Genomic DNA, 20686 nt, shown 5'->3' on the forward strand with positions numbered 1-20686 from the left:
CGCGGCAAGCGCAATCCCCGCGGCGTGAAGCGAAAGATGTCGAATTTCCGGATCCGGCGACGATGGGAGCCGCTGAATCAGCGAATAGCGCCCAAAGTGGTTATCAAGTGAACAGTATTGGGCTTAGTCCGGCCGTGCAGGAAGGCTGCAAACAGAAACGCCACGCAAGCGATTGCGTGGCGTTTTTTATGCTCGCGTTGCGGCGCGTGGCAAATGTTCGAGACGTGAAGCTGGCCGTCTGAAGCGCGTGGCGCAGCAACCTCAAGCGCCCTTACGCTTATACGTCACGAACGCATAATCAAAGTCATTCGGTGCATCCGCGCGATGCGTTTCGTGCGCGACTTCTTCCCACTCGCTTTCATCGAGTTCAGGGAACGTGGCGTCGCCTTCGAAGTCGGCGGAAATCTCGGTGATGATCAGCTTGTCCGCCTGGCGCAATCCTTCCGCATACAACTGCGCGCCGCCGATCAGAAACGCCTCCGGCGCCTGATCCTGGGCGGCGAGCTTCAGCGCGTCCTCGAGGGTGGTGGCCGCGTCGCAGCCCTGAAAGCGCCGCGCGGCATCCCGTGTCACGACAATGTTGCGGCGTCCCGGCAACGGCCGGCCGATCGATTCATGCGTCTTGCGGCCCATGATGATGGGCGCGCCCATCGTGGTGCGCTTGAAGAACGCGAGGTCTTCGGGAAGTCGCCAGGGCAACTGGTTGTCGCGGCCGATCACGCCGTTATTGGCGCGAGCGACGATCAGAGTGAGCGTCGTCATCGAATGGAAAGGGGAACGTAACCATGCTGATTCTACCTGAGGTGCAAGACGGCGCCTCTATGTCAGCCTGCCCGGAGCCCGGATGTGCGGCTACGCGCCCACCGTGGCGGCGCTGCCCATCACGTGCCCGGCGCCCCCGGCCAGGCGCCCCCGGCTAGGCGCCCCCGTCATTCGTGCGAGGGCTCGTCGGCGGCGAACGCTTCAAGCGACGCTTTCTCGTCGGCCGCGCTCGGATCCCGCAACCCGTGGTGACCCATCAGCCGGTATAGCGTCACGCGCGAAATATTCAGATCGATCGCCGCCTCGTTCAGCCGGTGACGATGCCGCAGCAGCGCCGCTTCGATCGCGCGTTTCTCGGCGGCTTCGCGCGCCTGCGAGAGGCTCATGGTCTGTTGCTCGGTGAACTGCGCGAGATCGAGGTCGTCGGCGGAAATCAGCTTGTTTTCCGCCATCACGATCGCGCGGCGCACCCGGTTGATCAGTTCGCGCACATTGCCGGGCCAGTTGTAGTTGTACATCGCCTCGATCGCCGACGGCGTAAAGCCGCGGATCTTGCGCGCGCTGTCGGTCTTGAACTTGTGCATGATGTGATGCGCAAGAATTTCGATGTCCTTGCCGCGGGCGCGCAGCGGCGGCTCGTCGACACGCAGCACGCACAGGCGGTGAAACAGGTCGGCGCGGAACCGTCTGTCGCGCATCGCGATCTCGAGATCCACGTGGGTCGCCGAGATGATTCGCACATCCACCGGGATCGATTCGCGGCCGCCGAGCCGATCGATCTTGCCTTCCTGCAAAAAGCGCAGCAGGCTTGCCTGGCTTTCCATCGGCAGGTCGCCGATTTCGTCGAGCAGCAAGGTGCCGCCGTCCGCGGCCTCGACCCGGCCGATCTTGCGCTGGTTCGCGCCGGTGAACGCGCCGCGTTCGTAACCGAATAGTTCGGACTGCAACAGATGGTGTGGAATTGCGCCGCAGTTGATGGCGATGAACGGCGCCTTGCGGCGCGGCGAGCGTTCGTGGATCGCCAGCGCGGTGAGTTCCTTGCCGGTGCCGGACTCACCCGAGATGAACACGCTGGCGTCGGTATTGGCGACTTTGCGGATGGTGCGGAAGAGTTGCTGCATCGCTTCGCAGGTACCGACCATTTCGTCATTGTCGTCGGCGGCGGGCGTGGCAGGCGGGATCTCATCGGCATCGCACAAGGTCACCATGCCGAATGCATGGCTGGCGAGGTAGTCGATCGTGGCGTTGGCCACCGGCGTCTTGACGTAGTCGAAGCAGTAGTGGCGGATCAGGCGCCGCACGCCGGGGTCGGCGAGGCGTTCCGAAGTGGCGAGCGCAATCCAGCCGATCTGCTGTTGACGCAGGCTCGCTTCGAGGCCGCCAAAGTCGCGCAACGCAAAGCTGGCCAGGTCGACGATGCCGGCGCACATCACGTCAGGCTTGAGCAGGCGCGCGAGCTCATGCGCCGAGCGGGCTACCATCACGTGCCAGCCGCGGCTCTTCAGATGGGCGGTCAGCGTCTCGTCCGGCGTGCGCGCGACGTACAGCAGCACCCGTTCGGTCTGCGCGTGCGGCAGGCCGGTCTCTTTCGCGGCGGGGGATGGCTCGTGCAAGCGCCCCATAGCGCCCTCCTGATGGCTCGCCAAGGAGACTTCCGACGGGCACCCCACGAGGCCTTCCGTTGCTCGTGCCACAGGGCCTTCCTGCGTTCGGGCAATCGACAGAAGAGCGCCGGATGGCGGTGTAACGCTGCTCAGATGGGGCGATTCGCGCACGATCAACCTCGTATCGTTGGCACGTCAAAAAGTGTAGGGAAAGCGCACGCCGATCACGAAGTTCGGCGTGTCAGGCGTGAGGCCGACCGACACCGAACCGTTGATCGTCAAGTGCTTGTTCACTACGTGATTCAAGCCGAAGGTCAATGCGGCAGCGGTGGTCTCGCTGCCCGGCACCTTCGAATAGGTTCCGCCTGGCGCCTTTGTCTGCGACTCGGGTTCCAGCGCCATCGTGTACGAGATGCTGGCCGAGTCCTTGTCCGAGAACGCCAGTGCCACACCGCCGCCGAACTGCACGACGTCGCCGATCTTGACCGTCGCCGGTTCGGTCTGGCCGATGACCGACGAGATGTCCGAGAACGAGCGGGCAATGTTGTAGGTGTACGAAACGCTGCCGAACAGCACGACCGGATCGTAGGTCTTCAATACCGACAGACCCGCCGTGATGTTCCAGAAGCCGGTGCCGGTGGGCAGCTTGGTGGGGGCGACGAGGTTGGTGTTGTTGGCATCGACCTGTTGCAGCTTGATGCCGAACGGCGACGAACCGGTCGGCGACTTGACGCGCAGGCTGCCGACGAGGTCGGGCAGATTATTGGTTTCCTTCAGAAACTGGTAGTAGATCCCGAAGTTGACGTCGCCAATGTCGCTCGAATTTGCCGAGGCGTCCGAGACCGTGTTCGCCGCTCCGCCGGCCCCGCCGACGATGAAGTTGCTGTGCCGGTAGATATAGGGCACGTCGACGTCGACGCTGATGCGGTCGGTCAGGCCGTAGCGCGTGTCGAGGTCGGCCATCACCTGGTGCGACTTGGTTTCGCCGAGGTTGATGTTGCCGAGGAAAATCGCATCGAGTGCGAGGAAGCCGGACAGTTGCAACTGGCGGCGATCGTAGTAGGTATCGTTGATGCCCCAGTCGAGGGTCAGCTTGTGCTCGAACAGCGGCGTGTGCTGCTGGTTTTGCACCACCGCGTCTTCCGATTGCGTGCGCACCGGTTGCGCGGCCTTCTGCGTCTGGCCGACCGCGCCGCTGCCGTCGGTCGCTGCCGGCAGGCCGCCCCCACTGCTGTTTTCAGGCACCGGCGGAGTGACCGGCACGCCGGTCGCGGTGCCCGTGGCGCCGCCGGGCGCGGGTGTGCCCGGATTCACCTGGGCCAGCGGCGGCAGCGGCACGGGCAGGCCGTCTGCGCCGGGTTGCTCGGCGACCGCGGCGCTGCTGGCCGGCTCACCGTAACCCGGAGCGCCGCGGCCGCGCTGCGCCATCTCGAGGTTCGTGACCTGCCGTTCGAGTGAGAGGATCTGCTTTTGCTGCTCGCTGACGACGCGCATGAGCGTGTTCAGCCGTTCTTCAACCGATTGATCGGCGAGCGCCTGCGCGCTGGCCCCCTGCGACAGCGCAAACAGCATGGCTGCGGCCGGAATGGCCGCTAACGCCATGCGCGGTGCGCCGGTCCTCGAGAATCTGATCACTTTTGTTCCCCCCCGGTATTCTGACTGCGCGTCGCATGTCTCCTTATGCATCGCGTGGTCGTTTTGGTATTGCTTTGGTACTTGGTCTCCTTCGGGATCGGGTGGCGGCCCGTGTTTTATCTCCTCACGCTGTTTTGCAGGGCTTGTAGGACGCCAATCTGGCGCAGCATCGAGGCCGACATCTGCTGCGTCTGCAAATGCAGTTGCAACTGGTTGGCGACTTGCTGGTTATTGCCTGCAATCTGCAAGAGTTGCGCGATCATGCCGGCCTGTTGTGCGCTGGACGGCGCGACGGTTTGGGTGGCGAGACCGCCCGGCGTTTGCAGCGCAATTGAAATGCCGCCGTTGGCGAGACTGACGGAGGCGGTGATCGAGCCGTTCGCATTGCTTGCGGCAGCCGATGTTGCGTTGTTATAGGTGCCTCCCGTCAGGCTGCCTGGCGAGGCGTTGAAATCGATAAGCGCCTGGTTGGTGCCGAGGTTGCCGTTGCCGGCCACCTGAGTGATCTGCGAGACGCCGTTGACGCTGACGTTCTGCCCGCCGCTCGCGCTGGCGTTGCGGTTGGCGCCGCTGCCCCATGATCCGTTCGGGCCGGTCACAGAGGCCGATGAATTGAACTTGGCACTCGGCTGGTTGAGCGCGTTGGTGACGATGGAGAGCGCGCCCGAGGCGACAGCGGTGGCGCCGTTCGGGAGCTGCCATTGCGACAGCAGGTCGACGACCACGCCCGAAATGATGTCCCCAGCAATACCTTTGCCGGTCTGGTTGGCGAGGATGGCGTCGTCGACGGGTTGCAGCTTGAGGGCGCTGACGTTTTCAAACACTGTCGATGTCTGCTCGGCAGCGTGTGCGACTGATGCAAGACCGCACGTTGTGAAACACAACGCACAGCCAATGGTGAGTAAATTTCGGTCCATGATGAGTCAGAACAACTCTGCCTTGATCAAACCGTATTCAACAAAGGGAGTCGCAGCCGTACCGTTTTCCAGCGCACGTTCGCGCAGCTTTAGCGCGAGCGACTCGTTGCCTTGCAAGAGCGGAGAATCCTCCATAAATGGCTTGCCGACGACCGCGAACACGAGGCCGTTCCATTTCTTGATGAAATCGTCTTCCATGACGATGCGGTTGCCGAGCGCTGGGTCGGCAATGAAGATGCGGCGGTCTTCCGCGTGCTTGACGATCACGAAGTGCTCGTAACCGTCGCTGTTCATCAGCACGAGCACGGGAATCTGCAGGTGATAGAGCGCTTCGGCGGTGACGCGGAAACCTCGGCCGCGCAGGCCGATCGTTTCGACGAACTTCTTCATGTCGAGCATCGAGAAGCCGTTCTTCACCACCACCTCGGGTGTCGAAAACACCATCATGCGGCGGATCATTTCGGTTTCCGGAATGTCGATGCCGTAGCCGTACTTCAGCAATGTGGCCAGAGCGGCCGAGCCGCAGCTGTAGTCGTATTGCTGCGAAACAATGTGGTTGTAGCGTAGCTCGCGGATCGAACGCACGTTCATGTCGAACGGCACACCCGCTGCAGCGTTCATTGAAAGGGCACTCTGCGCGTGACCCGTCTGCGACAGCACGAATCCAGCGAAGAGTGCCAGAAAAAAGCCAAGCGTTACCCTGCTCACCCCGAACATGGTATGTCCCCCCTGCGGAGACAACCGGTCAGCACGAAGGCTGACCGGTGTCTTCCTGCGATGCAGCTTTAATTACTGATGCGACACGCTGGCGACTGCAAGGCCGTTGTGTTGCAGGTTGCCCACTCCCGACGCGATATTCACACCGATGTTGCCGGTAGCGTTGGCGAGAGCACCCATGCCGAGCATCGACGAGCCGGTGAACTGGCCGTTGACACCTGCATCTGCGGTCTGGCAGTTCTGATCGGTGGCGATGACTTCGCCGCCTTGGCTTCCGCCGTGGCGATGATCCCAACCACCCATGCCGCTGCTGCTGTCAGTCGTTGCCGATGCGGCGAGGCTGTTGTTTTGCACGTTGCCTACACCCGACGCCACGTTCACCCCGATGTTGCCAGTTGCATTAGCCAGCGCGCCTGCGCCGACGGAAGCAACGAAATTGAAGTCTCCCACTTTCGCGTTGCCGCTCGACGATTGAGTCGAGTAGATCTGCGCGGTACCGAACACGGGGCCGACATCCATGTTCGACAGGGCGGCGTCATTGGACTGGGCGTTGTCTACGCCGGAGGCGATGTTGACGCCAATGTTGCCGCTCGCTGTGCTCAGCGCGTTGTCACCGATGCCGGCGGACATCGTCGTCGGCGTTTGGGTGTTGATGTGCTGGGTCACAGTGCCCGTAACCGTGACGGAGCCGGAGTTCTCATCGAAGTTATGGGTCCACCCGTAGGCGTGGCTGTGTTCCGAGTAGCTGGCGCTGACCTTTTCGCCATAGCCGCTGTGGGTTTCGGTCGCCGTGCTCTGGCCAGCTGCTGCGTAGCCGCCGTACGCCACGCCGTAGCCGGCCGCCTGGGCTTCGAGTCCGCCGCCGAAGTTGACCGACTCATGGGTGTTCAGCGCTGCCGCGAAACCCGCTGCCACACCACCGAAGATCACGCCGGGGCCGCCGCCGAGACCGGCGATGAAGCCGGCTGCGAGGAAGCCGTTGGCGGAGGCATGGGTGTTCACATAGTTGTAGCCCCTATACGACGATTCGAAACCCGTCGCGAAGCCGCCGCCTGCGATAAAGGCCGCGCTCGACGAGGCCGTCCTGGTTTGCGTGTTGCTCTTGTTATAGGCCCAGGCGTGGTCGCTATACGACTGGCTCACGCCCCAGCCGCTGCCACTGCCGCTCTCATGGTCCCACGCATCCGTCGTGTTGATGGTCGTGGTCACCTTGCCGGAGACGTAGCTCTGCGGCGGCGTCTTCATGTTGACACCGCTGATGTCCACGTTCTGCGTGTTGTTGACCGTGGCGCCGGAACTGCTCGACACGTTGACCTTGCCGTGCAACGTAATGAAGCCGAATTCGCCGATGTCGGTAAAGACGTTCGTTGCCGTAAAGAGCTCAGCTGGGTCGCAGCCGGCCGTGCATCCTTCGGCGTATGCCGAACCTACTGCGATCGTCGACAGGACAGCCGCTGCAATGATAGTGCGCTTCATGGTGACGCTCCGATAAAGAGTGTGGCTCGTTAGAAAAAGGTGCCCGCCGGGGGACGGAGCACAAAACTGTTTGAACTGACGTTACCTGAGCCGGCTGTCTGGTTGATCTGTACGATCCCACTGACGTTTTTGAGCGCGCCCGTACCGATGGACACCTCGCGTGCGTCGTGGTTACCGCCAGACATTCCCAGACCACCGCCTTTGGCGGCCGTAGCGGATAGCACCTCATCCGCTACGATCTCCGCTCCAATCGGTCCAGAACCGATCACGGCGCTGTTCCGCTGAAGATTCCCTACACCCGCCGACTGGTTCACTTCGATAAGGCCAGAGGTGTTTGAAAATGCATTACTGCCGATCACGCTCTTCGCAGCCGCCGCCTTGGCGTTCGTGGCCGCGTTCTGCGTACTGCCGATCAGGTTGATAGGCGTTTGTCCGTTGGTGATCATCCCTTGATTCGCTTGCGCGTTATCGAGGCCGGAGGTTTCATTGATGGCGATGACCCCCGTGGCGCCGTTGACCGCGCCCTTGCCGATCAGCGCCTCGGCGTCGACCAGGGTGGGCGGCGTTTGGGCATGAGCCGCGAAGCTCGCACAGCCGAGCAATGCCCAGGCGAGCAGGGGCCAGCGCGACTGCTTGCGTGACGGAAGGCGCTTGGCCGGTGCGCGTGACGTTGTCATTTCATGGCTCCTAAAGCCGCGCCCAGCGGGGCGAGGGCACCGTTGACCGACTGGGCAATCGAGGCGCCGATTCCACCTGCGCCGCCGAGGCTGGCGCCGGCGCCGACCGGTACGGCGTTGCCCGCCAGCATGTGTTCGATACTGTTGGCGCCGACCAGCGACGGCATAAAGCCGTTGCCGGTTATGCCGGTAGTGCCGTGCGCGCTGTTCAGGTCGAGATCGCTCGCCATTGCGCCGATCGCGGCATCGAAGGTTGCTCTCGGGAAGGTTTGGACCTGGACGGAGATCGGGTCCTGGCTCCTCGGCACCGGCACGAACGCGTCGCGTGGCGTGATGTCGCGCTCAATGATCAGGTTGCCGCGTTGCGTATCCGACTGCGCGGCTGCGCCCGTCACGGCGCCGGCAGCGAGCACGCCGAGCAGCGCGGACAGCAGGGCCGCGCAGGGGCGGCGGCTGCTGGGTTTCTGGGTTGAGGCGTTCATGTCAGTTCCTTGCGGGCGAACGATCGGTCGGTGCGGTCTTGAGCAGCGAGCAGGTCGTTGCGCTAATTTCTCTGGTAGCTCGTGACGTTGCCTTGTGCGGAGCGGGCGACGTCGACGGGAACCGGCAACTGCGACGGCGGGGCGATCTCGTCCCACAGCGTCACGCCGTTGCCGCCGTTGTTAAAGCCGCGCATCAGCTGCGGCGTGGCAGCGACCATCACCATGCCGCCGAAGCCGCCGCGCTGGCTGGACAGCGCCTGATCGTCCAGCACGAGATCGTTCACAGACGCGGCGTCGGCGGGAATGCTCAGCGCGTTGCCGGCCAGATCGCTGCGAGACGCGGCGCTGTCGTCCGTGCCGGCCACGGTGTTGTCCAACGCAGCGGCGCTCGCCGTATGGGTGGCCGCCGTGTCCGGAACCGCCACCGCTGCGAGCGTCGTGCTCGCGAGGGTGGCGGAGCCGGCATCGGTGGTTTCGGCCGTCGTGGCGGATTGAGGCAGCGCGAATTCCTGTGCATTGGCGCCAACGGGCAGCACGATCAAGGCCACCGAGGCGGCGCACAGTGCGGCGCAAGGTGCAATGCTGCTCAGGTCGATGCGGAAAACGAGTCGCATGATGTTTCTCCTTGGTGCACAGCGTTTAGCGAAACGTGTGCCATGAGTCGCAATCCATTGGTGCGTCTGGATGTGACTCGCATACCTCGGAGTAACCACGGAGAAATCAGATAAAAACGTTTCAGCGCTGAAACGGCAGGCAGAAAATACCTGTAATTCGTTAAATCTGAAGGTATGACCTACCTTGGAGGAACACCAGGAAAGGTGCTTCCACAACGCCTTTATTCGTAAGTTGAATAAGTATTGATTGGCCGCTTGGCCTTGCTGGGTAAGGGGTCCCCGATTAAATTCGCATAATTGTTTTCCAAGTGGCGCGCGTATAGTAAGCTCTCGAAAAAGAGCTTCAGATTTAAAAAAGCCCGCTAACGGGCCGTCTCAAACACACACGCCGCTTTCTTGGGGATCAGCTGTCCGCACGGAATGGAATGGCCGTTCGGTTTTTGCTATTTCGCGAATCCCGAACGAGTCAGCGTGTCTGAACTCCGGTTCAGGTACGTGCGTCATCCTTAACGTTCGTTGACGAGAGGGTCTGAATAATGGAACCCGCAACGCGGCAACTGATTTACGTTTCGCGCGATCCGAGCGCGGAACTGAATACTTGCTTCCATCAGCGCGGCTGGCATGTCGAAGTCGTGGGATCGGCGCGCGACGTGCGCCGTGCTGTTCGCGCCGGAATGGCGGCGGGCGGCTTGCTCGATCTGTCTAGCGATTTTCAGCCACACGAAATCGCCGCCTTCGAGTCCTGTCTGACCATTCCGAACGTCGGCTGGGTTGCGGCTACCACGCCCGGACAATTGCAGGACGCGGCGTTGCGCCGGCTCGTGCGGGACTATTGTTTCGACTATGTAACGGTGCCTTACTCGGGCGACAGGATTGTCGATTCGGTCGGTCACGCGTACGGCATGATCTCGCTCGGCGAGCCGGCATCGAACGATGGGTCGCAAGGCGCAGAAGGGGAAATGGTCGGTTCGTGCGACGCGATGCTCGCGCTGTTCCGTTCAATCCGCAAAGTGGCGATGACCGACGCGCCGGTGTTTATTTCAGGCGAATCTGGCACGGGCAAGGAGCTGACCGCGGTCGCGATCCACGAACGTTCGGCACGCCGCAATGCGCCTTTTGTGCCGATCAACTGCGGCGCGATTCCGCCCCATCTGTTGCAATCCGAACTATTCGGCTATGAGCGCGGCGCGTTCACCGGCGCCAATCAGCGCAAGATCGGACGCGTGGAAGCGGCCAACGGCGGCACGCTGTTTCTCGACGAAATCGGCGATCTGCCGCTCGAAAGCCAGGCGAGCCTGCTGCGCTTCCTGCAGGAACGCAAGGTCGAGCGGCTGGGCGGCCACGGTTCGATCGACGTCGACGTGCGCATCATCTCGGCGACACACGTGGATATGACGGCTGCGATGATCGAGGGACGATTCCGCTCCGACCTGTATCACCGTCTGTGTGTGCTGCAAATCGACGAACCGCCGTTGCGTGCACGTGGTAAGGATATCGAACTGCTTGCGCGGCACATGCTGGAACGTTTCAAGAAAGATGCAAGCCGCCGTCTGCGCGGCTTCGCGCCCGACGCCATCGCGGCGCTGCATAACTACGGCTGGCCGGGCAACGTGCGCGAGTTGATCAATCGCGTGCGGCGCGCCATCGTGATGTCGGAAGGCCGCGCGATCACGGCACGCGATCTCGAGTTGGCCGAATACGTGGAGATCGTGCCGGTGTCGCTCGCGCAGGCGCGCGAAGCGGCCGAACGTCAGGCAATCGAACTCGCGCTTTTGCGTCATCGCGGCCGTCTTGGCGACGCCGCGCAGGAACTCGGCATTTCGCGCGTGACGCTGTACCGCCTGCTGTGCTCACACGGCATGCGCCATATGGAAGGCGAGCCGCTGAGCACGCCGCACCACGGCGAGTTGCCGGCCTCGGTGCCGCATCTTTGACGGGCTTTCCAGCCGATATTTTCTGCGCCGCGCGCCCCGACCGGGCGCCGTCCGGCTGCGCTTGTTAAAATCGGGTTTTCCGCTCAATCCCCGTGGCGCATGCTCCTGACCCAGGGGCGCGCTTCGTCGAAGGAACCCGCATGAAACAATACCTCGACCTCGTCCGTACGATTCTCGACACCGGCACGTGGCAGGAGAACCGCACCGGCATCCGCACCATCAGCATGCCGGGCGCCATGTTGCGCTTTGACCTCCAGCAGGGCTTTCCCGCGGTCACCACGAAAAAGCTGGCGTTCAAGTCGGCGGTGGGCGAACTGGTCGGGTTTCTGCGCGCTTCGCGCAGCGCCGCGGATTTTCGCGATCTGGGCTGCAAGGTGTGGGACGCGAACGCCAATCAGAATCCGCAATGGCTCGCCAATCCGTATCGTCAGGGGCCGGACGACCTCGGCGACGTTTACGGCGTGCAATGGCGCCAGTGGCCGGCCTACAAGGTGCTGGACGCAGGCGCCGCCGCGCAACTGGCCGACGCCACAGCGCGTGGCTTCCAGGTGGTGACGGAATTCGAGGAAGACGGCAGCCCCAAAGTGCTGCTGTACAAAGCGATCGACCAGTTGCGGCAGTGTCTGGACACGATCATGCAGAACCCCGCCGACCGGCGAATTTTGTTTCATGCCTGGAACCCCGCCGTGCTGGACCAGATCGCGCTGCCGGCTTGCCACCTGCTTTATCAGTTCCTGCCGAATGTCGCGCGCCGTGAAATTTCGCTGTGCTTGTACATTCGCAGCAACGATGTCGGCCTCGGCACGCCGTTCAATCTGACCGAAGGCGCGGCGTTGCTGCATCTGGTCGGCCGTCTGACGGGTTATACGCCGCGCTGGTTCACCTACTTCATTGGCGACGCGCACATTTACGAGAACCAGCTCGACATGCTGCAGCAACAGCTCACACGCGAGCCGTACGAAAGCCCGGCCTTCGCGATCTCGGACCGTGTGCCGGACTATGCGAAAACCGGCGTGTATGAGCCGGAATGGCTTGAGAAAATCGAGCCGTCGGACTTCTCGCTGGTCGGCTACCGCCATCACGAGCCGCTCACAGCGCCGATGGCGGTCTGAACACGGTCTGAGCGTCTGCTTGCAGCTTGCTCAAAGAAAAACCCCCGCGATGTGAGTCGCGGGGGTTTTTTCTTGCCACCATCCAGCCGTCGAATTGCAAGCGCATTTAGCTGCGCGTGTAACCCTTAGCCTTTGTGGTGCTCGTCACGGTTGCCACCGGCCGAATGCTGTTCGGCGTGCTGCGGTTGCGGTTGAGGACGCGGCTGCTGCGCCTGTTGCGGACGCGGTTCAGGGCGCGGCTGCTGCACCTGCTGCGGTTGCGGTTGAGGACGCGGCTGCTGCACCTGCTGCGGTTGCGGTTGAGGACGCGGCTGCTGCACCTGCTGCGGTTGCGGTTGAGGACGCGGCTGCTGCACCTGCTGCGGTTGCGGTTGAGGACGCGGCTGCTGCACCTGTTGCGGACGCGGTTCAGGGCGTGGCTGCTGCACCTGCGGCGGACGCGGCTCGGGGCGCGGCTGCTGGACCGGTTGCGGACGCGGCTCAGGACGCGGCTGCTGCACCTGTTGCGGCTGCGGCTGCGGACGGTATTCCTGACGCGGTTGCTGCTGCGCCTGCTGCATCGGTTGCGGCGGGGGCGCCGGCGGCTGGGCGTGCATTTCCGGCGCGCGCTGCGGCTGCGCTTCCGGCTGGCGCTGAACCTGTTGCTGCGGCCCTGGACGTGCCTCCGGCTGGCGTGCCTGCTCCTGCGGGGCGCCATGTTGCTGCGCCTGTTGGGCCATCGGCGTGTGCGGCTGCGTCCATGCAGGCTCGCGTCGTCCTTCCGCGCCCGGTTGTTGACCCGCTTGCATCGGCGCGCCGTGCTGCTGCGCGTAAGCGTTCGGGTTGGCGCCGTTCGCTTGCGGCGGACGCGGCACACCATTGGACGGATGAACTGCCTCGCCAGGCTGCTGGCGGAGGTTGGCCATTTGCGGCGGCATGCCCGGCCGCCCTTGCGGTTCGCCGCCACGCTGCGGTTGACCGTTGACCGGCGCTTCGCCCGGCCGATGACCGGCCTGTTGCATGCCGTTAGGTGCACCCGGCGCACCCGGCGCCGCACCCGGCGTCCGGCCGGCCAGATGCGACTGCACGACCCGCACGTTCTGCACCGGCATTGTTCCCGGACCGCCCGCCATATGAGCCGGCACCGAGGTTCGCACGATCGGCTCGCCCGCGCCCGGCACTCGTCCGCCGCTTTGCGCAAAACGTTGCGCGAGGCTGTCGTGGTACGCGGCCGGCACGGCCGGACTGCGCGTGGCGACGACCGGACGCGCCATCACGCCAGCCGGCGGACGGTAGTTCGCGCTACGCAGACCCGGTCCGAAGCTTTCCTTCACTGGTGCGATCCCCGGACCGCCCGGATTGATCTGCGCGTTGCGCCACTGCTGCGGATCGACCTTCTGCGCGAAGCGGCCGACCGATTGACCGTGCACGAAGGCCGTCGCCGGCACCGCGGTCACACCACCCGGCGCGCGATAGTTAATGTACGTGTTGTGAATGTTGGTCACATTCACATTTGTCACATTGCGGTTGTAGTTGTTGACGACCGTCGTGTTGTTGACGCGATTGTAGTAACCGGGGCTCCAGTGATCGTGATCGCCCCAGTGCGGGTGCCACGGTTCGCCTGGGCCTAGCGGGAACCACGCAACTCCGGCCGCGACCGCGCCGCCAATCGCGAGGCTCACCCCCCAGTCGACTCCGCCGCCACCGCCGCCCACGAAGGCGACCAGCGCCGGTGCGTAGACGGGCGGTTCGCTGTCCACCACCACCGGTCCCGGCACCCATGCCCACGAGTCGTCATCGTAGGCCCAGCGGCCATAGTGGTAGGGCGCGAAGCCCCACGGTGCGTCGTCGACCCAGGTCCAGCCCCACGGTGCTTGCCATACCCAATGGCCGTCGTGATAAGGCGCCCAGCCGGCGGGTGTCTCACGCGGCACCCACACTTCACCGTACTGCGGGCTGCTGCGCCACGTGCCGTTGGCGTCGAGATCCTGATAGCCGGGGATGTCGCGCGACACGTAGCGCGCCGACACTGAGCGGTCTTCCGCAGCGTCGCGGCTCGCCGCCCATTGATCGAAGCCGTCGAGGCCGGGCGCGCCGTTGTCGCCGACCTGTTGCAGGGTGGTGCCGGCAAAGCGGATCTGCTGGCCGGCCGCGACCGGCACCTGGCCGCTGTCGCCGTACACGGTCGCGCTGCCGCTGCGCACGGTGACGGTGGTGCTGCTGCCGTCCGGCGCGACGTCGACGCGATAGTCGCCCGGGCCGTTCAGGCCGAGCGCCAGATTCGGCGTGTCGATTTCATAGGAGGAGCCGGGCGGCAGTCCGCGCACCCGCGCCGACAACGTACCCTGCGCGACCTTCAACTGCGCGCTGTTGTCATCGAGATTGAGGATGTCGAGGCTGGTGGACTGGCCGAGGCGTACCGCGGTCGAGCCGATATGCAGTTCGGAGCGCGCGTTCTGATCGTTCCACAATTGATCGCCGGTGGTGAGCGGGCGATTGATTTGTGCGTACGACCAGTCGGTTGCGCCGGCCGGCTCGGTGGTCACGGCGCCGGCCGTGTAGTTCAGACGCGCAACGCGCCCCGGCGGGTCGGTATTCTGCGACGCCTGAGAGGCAGCGCCCGGCGGCGCCTGCTCGGCTTCCTGCGCAAAAGTGGCTTGTGCCGCGAACAGGAATGCCGCAGCGGCGATCAGCGTGTAGCCGGTAATCCGGCGTTTCGAATGTTGGGACGTGGCCACTGTTCTCATGATTTATCTCCGACGGACGCGGCATTTTGCAGCATCTGTGAGAACCACTCTACCCGTACGATTTATTTCAAGGCCCCCACTTTTGTAAGGCTCCCTCACGAGCGTGTAACAAAAGGTCTCGATAAAGGTCTCGATAAGGTGTTTCGTAAGCTGATTGCGAAAATCCTGTAATCGCGTCGATCGGTTAAGCGTGACTCAAAGCACGACTCAAGCGGCCAGGAACGCGTCGAAATGACGGTGGCCTGCTGGTGTGATGCGCAAGATCCGCGGGCGGTCAGTGCGCTCCACCCAGCCATGAGCCGACCATGAATCGAGCAGCGCTGCGCCGAGCGCGCCACCCAGATGCGGACGCCGTTCGCTCCAGTCGGGACAGGTGCAGGCGAAGCGGCGTCGGCGGGTCTTCTGGGCGGACATGTCGATGCCCCATTCGGCGAAACGGGCGGCGCCGTCGGCAGTGGCTTCGAGCGACGAGCCGTCAAGCGTCAGCAGGCCGCGCTCGACCAGCCGCTCGAACACTCGCACCGACAGTTCGCCCGCCATGTGGTCGTAGCAGGTGCGGGCGTAGCGCATGTCGACCGGCACGGTGCGCACCGGACGCGGCACGGCCCGTTGCGGCGCACTGACCTGCGCGACGTTGGCGAGCGCTTCAATGGACGCGGCGATATCTGGCGAAGCGATCCGGAAATAGCGATGCCGGCCGCGCACTTCGAGCGCGAGCAAGCCGCCGTCGGTCAAGCGCGCCAGATGAGCGCTGGCCGCCGACGGCGAGAGCCCGGCGATCATTGTCAGTTCACCGGCCGGGCGGGCGCTGCCGTCCATGAGCGCCCACAGCATCGCGGCGCGGCCGGGGTCGGCGAGCAGCGCGCCGATACGGCTCAAGCCTGGGAAGTGGTTGTGTTCGTCTGCGAGGTTCGCGGGCATCGTGCGTCTCCGGTTGCTGGCGCGGGCAGGGCGCCATGCAGTCCACTGTTTCTGGCTGCTGTATTCGATGTTTCAGCTTAGCGTGAATTGTCGAATGCAGCGGCTACGAAAGTCCGGCGGCGAGGGCAGGCTGGTGCGTGCTTTGGTGCTTTGGTGCCGCCTCGGAGCCGCGTCGGGGCCGCTTTGGAGCCGCGCCGGCCCGCCAGGCTAGAATCGAACCCTGTCCTTGCGGGAACACGCTGTCATGAAATTTCTTCTTTCCGCCGCTGTCGCGGTTCTGCTGTTCAGCGCGTGTGCGCAGGGTGGTTCAGGTTCGAGTTCGGGGGCGGGCACGGGCAGCATCACGATGTACGGCACGATCGACGAGGGCATTACGGTCCACAAGTAAGCTCGAGGCGGCTGCGGCCGCTTTTTCAGGCGGATGAGCGTGGCGGCTGGCTGGAATTGATGCATCATTGTCATTCCTGCCATCACCCGTCATGTGACGATCTGGGCATCGCCACTTTCGCCGCCCGAGGCCTACCGATGCCGCCGTCCGCTGCTTCCTCCTCCGTTTCTTCCACCGCTTCTCTCACCGCTTCGTCCACCGCTTCTTCTTTCACCGCCAGTCAAACCGGCTCCGGCCATTCCGATCCCGACAGCCGCCGCGCCGCGCGCGTGCTGGCGGTTTGCCAGGCGCTCTACACCTCATCTGTCTCGATCGATCTGACTTTGACGGGTCTGGTCGGCTACACGCTTGCCAATGACAAGGCGCTCGCGACGCTGCCGTTCTCGCTGATTACCGTCGCCGCCGCGCTAACCACGATCTTTGCGTCGTTCCTGATGGCGCGCATCGGCCGGCGCGCGGGCTTCGTGCTTGGCGCGGGCGTCGGCGCGCTGGGCGGGGCCGTCTCGGTGTGGGCGATTTTTCATAATAGTTTCTGGGCGTTCTGCGCCGGCACGGCGACCGTCGGTGTGTTTCAGGCGTTCGCGCAGTACTACCGGCTGGCGGCCGCGGATGCCGTCGGAATCGAAGGCAAAAGCCGCGCGATTTCGACGGTGCTCACCGGCGGCGTGGTGGCAGCCGTTTGCGGGCCGCTTCTCGCCGCATGGAGCAAGGACTGGCTCGCCCCGGTCGCGTTCGCCGGCTCCTATGCGCTTGTCACCGGCTTCGGGCTCGTATCGATTGCCATGCTGGCGCTGCTGTATCGCGACGCCGCAGCGCCCGCGAGCGTGGCCGTGACGCACGAACCGGCCCGGCCGCTCGGCGAAATCGTCCGGCAGCCGATCTTTGCCGCGGCGCTCGCCAACAATGCGCTTGGCTATGCCGTGATGATGTTCGTGATGACCGCGACGCCGATTGCGGCGGTTGCATGCGGTCACACGATTGGCGATGGCGCGGCGATCATCCAATGGCACCTGGTCGGCATGTTCGCGCCGTCGCTGTTTTCCGCACGGCTGATCGGGCGCTTCGGCGTGCTGCCGGTGATCGGTGCGGGGATCGTGCTGTCGGCGCTGTGCGGTGTGTTGGCATTGCGCTCGACCGATCTGCCGCACTTCTACGCGGCGCTCGCATGCCTCGGCGTGGGTTGGAATTTCATGTTCGTCGGCGGATCGACGCTGCTCGCACAATCGTACCGGCCGTCCGAACGGGCCAAGACGCAGGCAACCAGCGAATTCACGACCTTTGCGTTTTCCGCGCTGGGTTCGCTGTTCGCCGGGCAATTGCTGGCGCGCTTCGGCTGGGCGACGATCAATGCCGCGATCTTCCCGTTGCTCGGGATGGCGGCGTTGACCACGCTGGGGTATGCGTGGTCGACTAAGCGGCAACTCGCAGAGGGGGTTTCCTGATGACTGCACGTCATATCGTTTTCGCGGTCGCTCCTGAGCTCGTGTTGCTCGATGCATGCGGGCCGCTCGAAGCGTTCTGGCGCGCTGAGTTGACGATGGCGGCCGCGGCTGGCGTAGCTGGCGGTTCCGCTGTTTCTGGCGTTACCGGTGGATCGGTCGGTGTCGGCCGAGTCGACGGCCCGGCCGGGGCGAGCGCAGCAAGCGGATCAGACGGAGCAAGTGGAGCAACTGGAACAAGCGGCTTGGCCGGCAAGCCTGGCGCGCTCGCCGGGCCGGTCGCCTATCGCACGACCGTCGCGTCGATCGACGGCGGCGTGCTGCAAACCTTCCCGGAATTGCCGATCATCACCGAACGGCTCGATTCGCTCGACGACCAGCCGATCGACACACTGATCGTCCCGGGCGTCCCGATCGACGAACACTGCACCTTGCAGCCAGAGCTCGTCGCGTGGATCAGACGCCGTGCGCCGCAGGCGCGGCGCGTGTGCTCGGTCTGCACGGGCGCCTTCTATTTGGCGGCCGCGGGCCTGCTCGACGGCCGCCGCGCGACCACCCATTGGGGGGAAGCGCCGCATCTCGCGCGTCGTTTCCCGAACGTGCAGGTAGACGCCGATCCGATCTTCATCCGCGACGTGGGCCGCGGTGAAGGCGGGAGTGTGGTTTGGACATCGGCGGGCGTGACGGCGGGCATCGATCTGGCGCTGGCGCTAATCGAAGAAGATGTCGGCCACGCGGTCGCGATGCAGGCGGCGCGACGACTGGTGGTGTTCATGAAGCGGCCCGGCGGCCAGTCGCAATTCAGCGCTGCGCTTGCTGCACAGGCTTCGGCGGGCGGACCGTTCGAGGCGCTGCATAGCTGGATGGCGGGCCACTTGCGCGACGACCTGTCGGTCGAGCGGCTGGCCGAGCGCGCGCAAATGAGTCCGCGGACTTTCGCGCGGCGCTACGTCGACGAGATCGGCCGCACGCCGGCTAAAACCGTGTCGGCACTGCGCCTGGAGGCGGCCGCGCGGGTGTTGGCCGAGTCGCGCCGGCCGCTCAAGCGGATTGCGCTCGATTGCGGCTTCGGCAGCGAGCAGAACTTGCGGCGCGCGTTTGTGCTGCGCTTCGGCGTGTTGCCGCTCGAGTATCGGGAGCGTTTCGAGTCCGCGGTCGCGCCGCGGCGTGAGTCGGCTTCCGTGGTTGCCGAGACGAGCTGAAGCGGACAGTAAGCGAAAGCTCGACGAAAGCATGACGGCCGTCCAGGCCGAAATTCGGCAAGATTACCCTGTCCGACTCGCGGCGGAGTCAATATTGCGCTCGTATAATCGCCTCCTTTACATGCATCCGATTGACCGGAGTCAAGATGAGCACCCCTGCCTTAGCGCCGCTGGACCGTTCCGAAACCACCTTCCGTTTTCTCGCCGAGCCCAGCTCGGTCAACTTTGGCGGCAAGGTGCATGGCGGCGCGTTGATGAAGTGGATCGACGAGACCGCGTACGCGTGCTCGGCGGTGTGGTCGGGGCGCTACTGCGTGACGGTCAGCGTCGGCAATATCCGCTTTCGCCGGCCGATTCTGGTCGGCAACCTAGTTGAACTGCGCGCGCGGGTCGTGGCGACGGGCCGCACCAGCATGCACATCCACGTGTCGGTGCAGGCAGGCGATCCGAAGGGTGGCGAGCTGCTGCAAACCACGGACTGTCTGGTGGTGATGGTGGCCGTCAACGAGAACGGCCACCCGGTGCCGGTGCCGGCATTCGTGCCGGAAACGGATGAACAAAAGCGCCTCGCCAAGTACGCGATGGACGTGAAAGAAGCGCTCGACGCGATCGTCGAATTGAAGCCGGAAGAAGTGGCGCAGGGGAAGGTTTAAGCGGCGTCGATCACCCGGCCGAATGCCCGACCATATCCTTCGGCCGCACCCATTCGTCGAACTGCTGCTCGGTGACATAGCCGAGCGCGAGCGCCGCAGCCTTCAGCGTAGTGCCTTCCTTGTGCGCCTTCTTCGCAATCTGCGCGGCCTTGTCGTAGCCGATGTGCGGATTGAGCGCCGTCACCAGCATCAGCGATTCGTTGAGCAGCGTATCGATGCGCTCGCGATTCGGTTCGATGCCCACTGCACAGTTGTCGTTGAAACTGTGCGCGCCGTCGGCGAGCAAACGGACCGATTGCAGCACGTTGTGCGCCATCATCGGCCGGAACACGTTCAACTCGAAGTTGCCGCTTGCGCCGCCGATATTCACCGCGACATCGTTGCCGAACACTTGCGTGCACAGCATCGTCAAGGCTTCGGACTGGGTCGGATTGACCTTGCCCGGCATGATCGAGCTGCCCGGTTCGTTCTCCGGAATCGACAGCTCGCCGAGCCCGCAGCGCGGGCCGCTCGCGAGCCAGCGGATGTCGTTGGCGATCTTGTTCAGGCTCGCCGCCACCGTCTTCAACGCACCGTGCGCGAACACCAGCGCATCGGCGCCTGCCATGACTTCGAATTTGTTCGGCGCGGAGACGAAAGGCAAGCCGGTCATCTTGCCGATCGCGGCCGCCACCTTGTCCGCGAATTGCGGATGCGCGTTCAAACCGGTGCCGACCGCCGTGCCGCCCTGCGCGAGCTCGTACAGATGCGGTAGCGCCGATTCCACGTGACGGATGCCGTGATCGAGTTGCGCGACGTAACCGGAAAACTCCTGACCGAGCGTAAGCGGCGTGGCGTCCTGCAGGTGCGTGCGGCCGATCTTGACGATGTCCGCGAAGGCTTTCGCCTTGCCGTCCAGCGTACCGCGCAGCGTCTTCAGCGCGGGCAGCAAATGCTTGACGATCGCATAGGCGGCGGCCACGTGCATCGCCGTCGGAAACACGTCGTTCGACGACTGGCCGCGATTCACGTCGTCGTTCGGATGCACTTTGCGTGCTTCGCCGCGCTCGCCGCCGAGCAACTCGCTCCCGCGATTCGCGATCACCTCGTTGAGGTTCATGTTGGTCTGCGTGCCGGAGCCGGTTTGCCAGACCGCGAGCGGAAATTCCTCCGGGTGCTTGCCGTCGATGATCTCGTCGGCCGCTTGCATGATCGCCTTCGCCTTGTTCTCGTCGAGCACGCCCAGGCCCTGGTTGACCTCGGCGGCGGCGCGCTTGATGACGGCCAGCGCGGTGATCAGTTCGGGCGATTGTTTCTCGGACGAAATGCGGAAATTCTGCAGCGAACGCTGAGTCTGTGCGCCCCATAAACGAGCGTTCGGCACGGCGATTTCACCGAAGGTGTCGCGCTCCATTCTTACGTCTTCAGTCATGGTTCAACTCCGCTTC

19 protein-coding genes are annotated in these 20686 nt (G+C 64.1%); 7 read left to right on the forward strand and 12 right to left on the reverse strand.

Annotated features, from left to right (window positions below; genetic code table 11):
- A partial coding sequence (locus tag GNZ13_RS51560) for a hypothetical protein (RefSeq protein WP_216674910.1) occupies positions 1-242 on the forward strand: 242 nt, incomplete at its 5' end.
- 19 nt (positions 243-261) lie between these two features.
- Here GNZ13_RS51560 and GNZ13_RS18285 read toward each other — a convergent pair.
- The 9 genes from GNZ13_RS18285 to GNZ13_RS18325 all read right to left on the reverse strand — a co-directional run bounded on the left by GNZ13_RS18285 (position 262) and on the right by GNZ13_RS18325 (position 8884).
- The gene (locus tag GNZ13_RS18285; protein ID WP_074282597.1) at positions 262-762 is read right to left on the reverse strand and encodes a dihydrofolate reductase; all 501 of its coding nucleotides are present in this window, start codon (positions 760-762) and stop codon (positions 262-264) included.
- 167 nt (positions 763-929) lie between these two features.
- On the reverse strand, positions 930-2384 hold the full coding sequence (locus tag GNZ13_RS18290) for a sigma-54 dependent transcriptional regulator (protein WP_216674911.1): 1455 nt from the start codon (positions 2382-2384) through the stop codon (positions 930-932).
- Between the two features lie 177 nt (positions 2385-2561).
- Positions 2562-3968, reverse strand: coding sequence for a hypothetical protein (locus tag GNZ13_RS18295; protein WP_172166879.1), 1407 nt, complete (start codon positions 3966-3968; stop codon positions 2562-2564).
- Positions 3969-4117: 149 nt separating this feature from the next.
- Positions 4118-4918, reverse strand: a complete 801-nt coding sequence (locus GNZ13_RS18300) for a peptidase C39 (RefSeq protein ID WP_172166881.1) — start codon at positions 4916-4918, stop codon at positions 4118-4120.
- Positions 4919-4924: 6 nt separating this feature from the next.
- A complete protein-coding gene (locus GNZ13_RS18305; RefSeq protein WP_172166883.1) occupies positions 4925-5635 on the reverse strand; it encodes a C39 family peptidase in 711 nt (236 codons plus the stop codon).
- Between the two features lie 72 nt (positions 5636-5707).
- Positions 5708-7111: a cell wall anchor protein gene (locus GNZ13_RS18310; RefSeq protein WP_172166885.1), complete on the reverse strand. Its 1404-nt coding sequence runs from the start codon at positions 7109-7111 to the stop codon at positions 5708-5710.
- Positions 7112-7140: 29 nt separating this feature from the next.
- Positions 7141-7788: a hypothetical protein gene (locus GNZ13_RS18315; RefSeq protein ID WP_172166887.1), complete on the reverse strand. Its 648-nt coding sequence runs from the start codon at positions 7786-7788 to the stop codon at positions 7141-7143.
- The gene (locus GNZ13_RS18320; RefSeq protein WP_172166889.1) at positions 7785-8270 is read right to left on the reverse strand and encodes a hypothetical protein; all 486 of its coding nucleotides are present in this window, start codon (positions 8268-8270) and stop codon (positions 7785-7787) included. The genes GNZ13_RS18315 and GNZ13_RS18320 overlap by 4 nt, the downstream gene beginning before the upstream one ends.
- A 62-nt stretch (positions 8271-8332) precedes the next feature.
- Positions 8333-8884 (reverse strand): hypothetical protein, encoded by a 552-nt coding sequence (locus tag GNZ13_RS18325; RefSeq protein ID WP_172166890.1) that lies wholly within the window; start codon positions 8882-8884, stop codon positions 8333-8335.
- 536 nt (positions 8885-9420) lie between these two features.
- Between GNZ13_RS18325 and GNZ13_RS18330 the strand changes: the two genes are divergently transcribed.
- Together GNZ13_RS18330 and GNZ13_RS18335 are read left to right on the forward strand one after the other, a co-directional pair.
- On the forward strand, positions 9421-10818 hold the full coding sequence (locus GNZ13_RS18330) for a sigma-54 dependent transcriptional regulator (protein WP_172166892.1): 1398 nt from the start codon (positions 9421-9423) through the stop codon (positions 10816-10818).
- A gap of 140 nt (positions 10819-10958) precedes the next feature.
- A complete protein-coding gene (locus GNZ13_RS18335; protein ID WP_093640576.1) occupies positions 10959-11930 on the forward strand; it encodes a thymidylate synthase in 972 nt (323 codons plus the stop codon).
- Between the two features lie 125 nt (positions 11931-12055).
- On the opposite strand, the gene GNZ13_RS18340 is transcribed toward GNZ13_RS18335, so the two are convergent.
- Both GNZ13_RS18340 and GNZ13_RS18345 read right to left on the reverse strand, forming a co-directional pair.
- Complete coding sequence (locus GNZ13_RS18340; protein WP_172166894.1) at positions 12056-14656, reverse strand: DUF6600 domain-containing protein; 2601 nt, start codon at positions 14654-14656, stop codon at positions 12056-12058.
- Positions 14657-14863: 207 nt separating this feature from the next.
- Complete coding sequence (locus tag GNZ13_RS18345) at positions 14864-15577, reverse strand: ArsR/SmtB family transcription factor (protein ID WP_172166896.1); 714 nt, start codon at positions 15575-15577, stop codon at positions 14864-14866.
- A gap of 244 nt (positions 15578-15821) precedes the next feature.
- Here GNZ13_RS18345 and GNZ13_RS18350 point away from each other — a divergent pair, with 244 nt between their 5' ends.
- From GNZ13_RS18350 to GNZ13_RS18365, 4 genes are all read left to right on the forward strand, one after another.
- Entirely contained in the window at positions 15822-15965 is a 144-nt protein-coding gene (locus GNZ13_RS18350; RefSeq protein WP_172166897.1) for a hypothetical protein, read from the forward strand.
- Positions 15966-16102: 137 nt separating this feature from the next.
- Positions 16103-17407, forward strand: a complete 1305-nt coding sequence (locus GNZ13_RS18355; protein ID WP_216674912.1) for an MFS transporter — start codon at positions 16103-16105, stop codon at positions 17405-17407.
- A complete protein-coding gene (locus tag GNZ13_RS18360; RefSeq protein WP_172166899.1) occupies positions 17407-18606 on the forward strand; it encodes a GlxA family transcriptional regulator in 1200 nt (399 codons plus the stop codon). Before GNZ13_RS18355 ends, GNZ13_RS18360 begins: the two co-directional genes overlap by 1 nt.
- Before the next feature lie 146 nt (positions 18607-18752).
- Positions 18753-19259, forward strand: a complete 507-nt coding sequence (locus tag GNZ13_RS18365) for an acyl-CoA thioesterase (protein ID WP_028199238.1) — start codon at positions 18753-18755, stop codon at positions 19257-19259.
- Positions 19260-19269: 10 nt separating this feature from the next.
- On the opposite strand, the gene fumC is transcribed toward GNZ13_RS18365, so the two are convergent.
- Positions 19270-20670 carry a class II fumarate hydratase gene (fumC, locus tag GNZ13_RS18370; protein WP_172166901.1) on the reverse strand — a complete coding sequence of 467 codons (1401 nt, stop codon included), beginning with the start codon at positions 20668-20670 and terminating at the stop codon, positions 19270-19272.
- Positions 20671-20686: the final 16 nt, after the last annotated feature.

The sequence above is a fragment of the Paraburkholderia elongata genome, assembly GCF_013177735.1.
GTDB classification, from domain to species: Bacteria; Pseudomonadota; Gammaproteobacteria; order Burkholderiales; family Burkholderiaceae; genus Paraburkholderia; species Paraburkholderia elongata.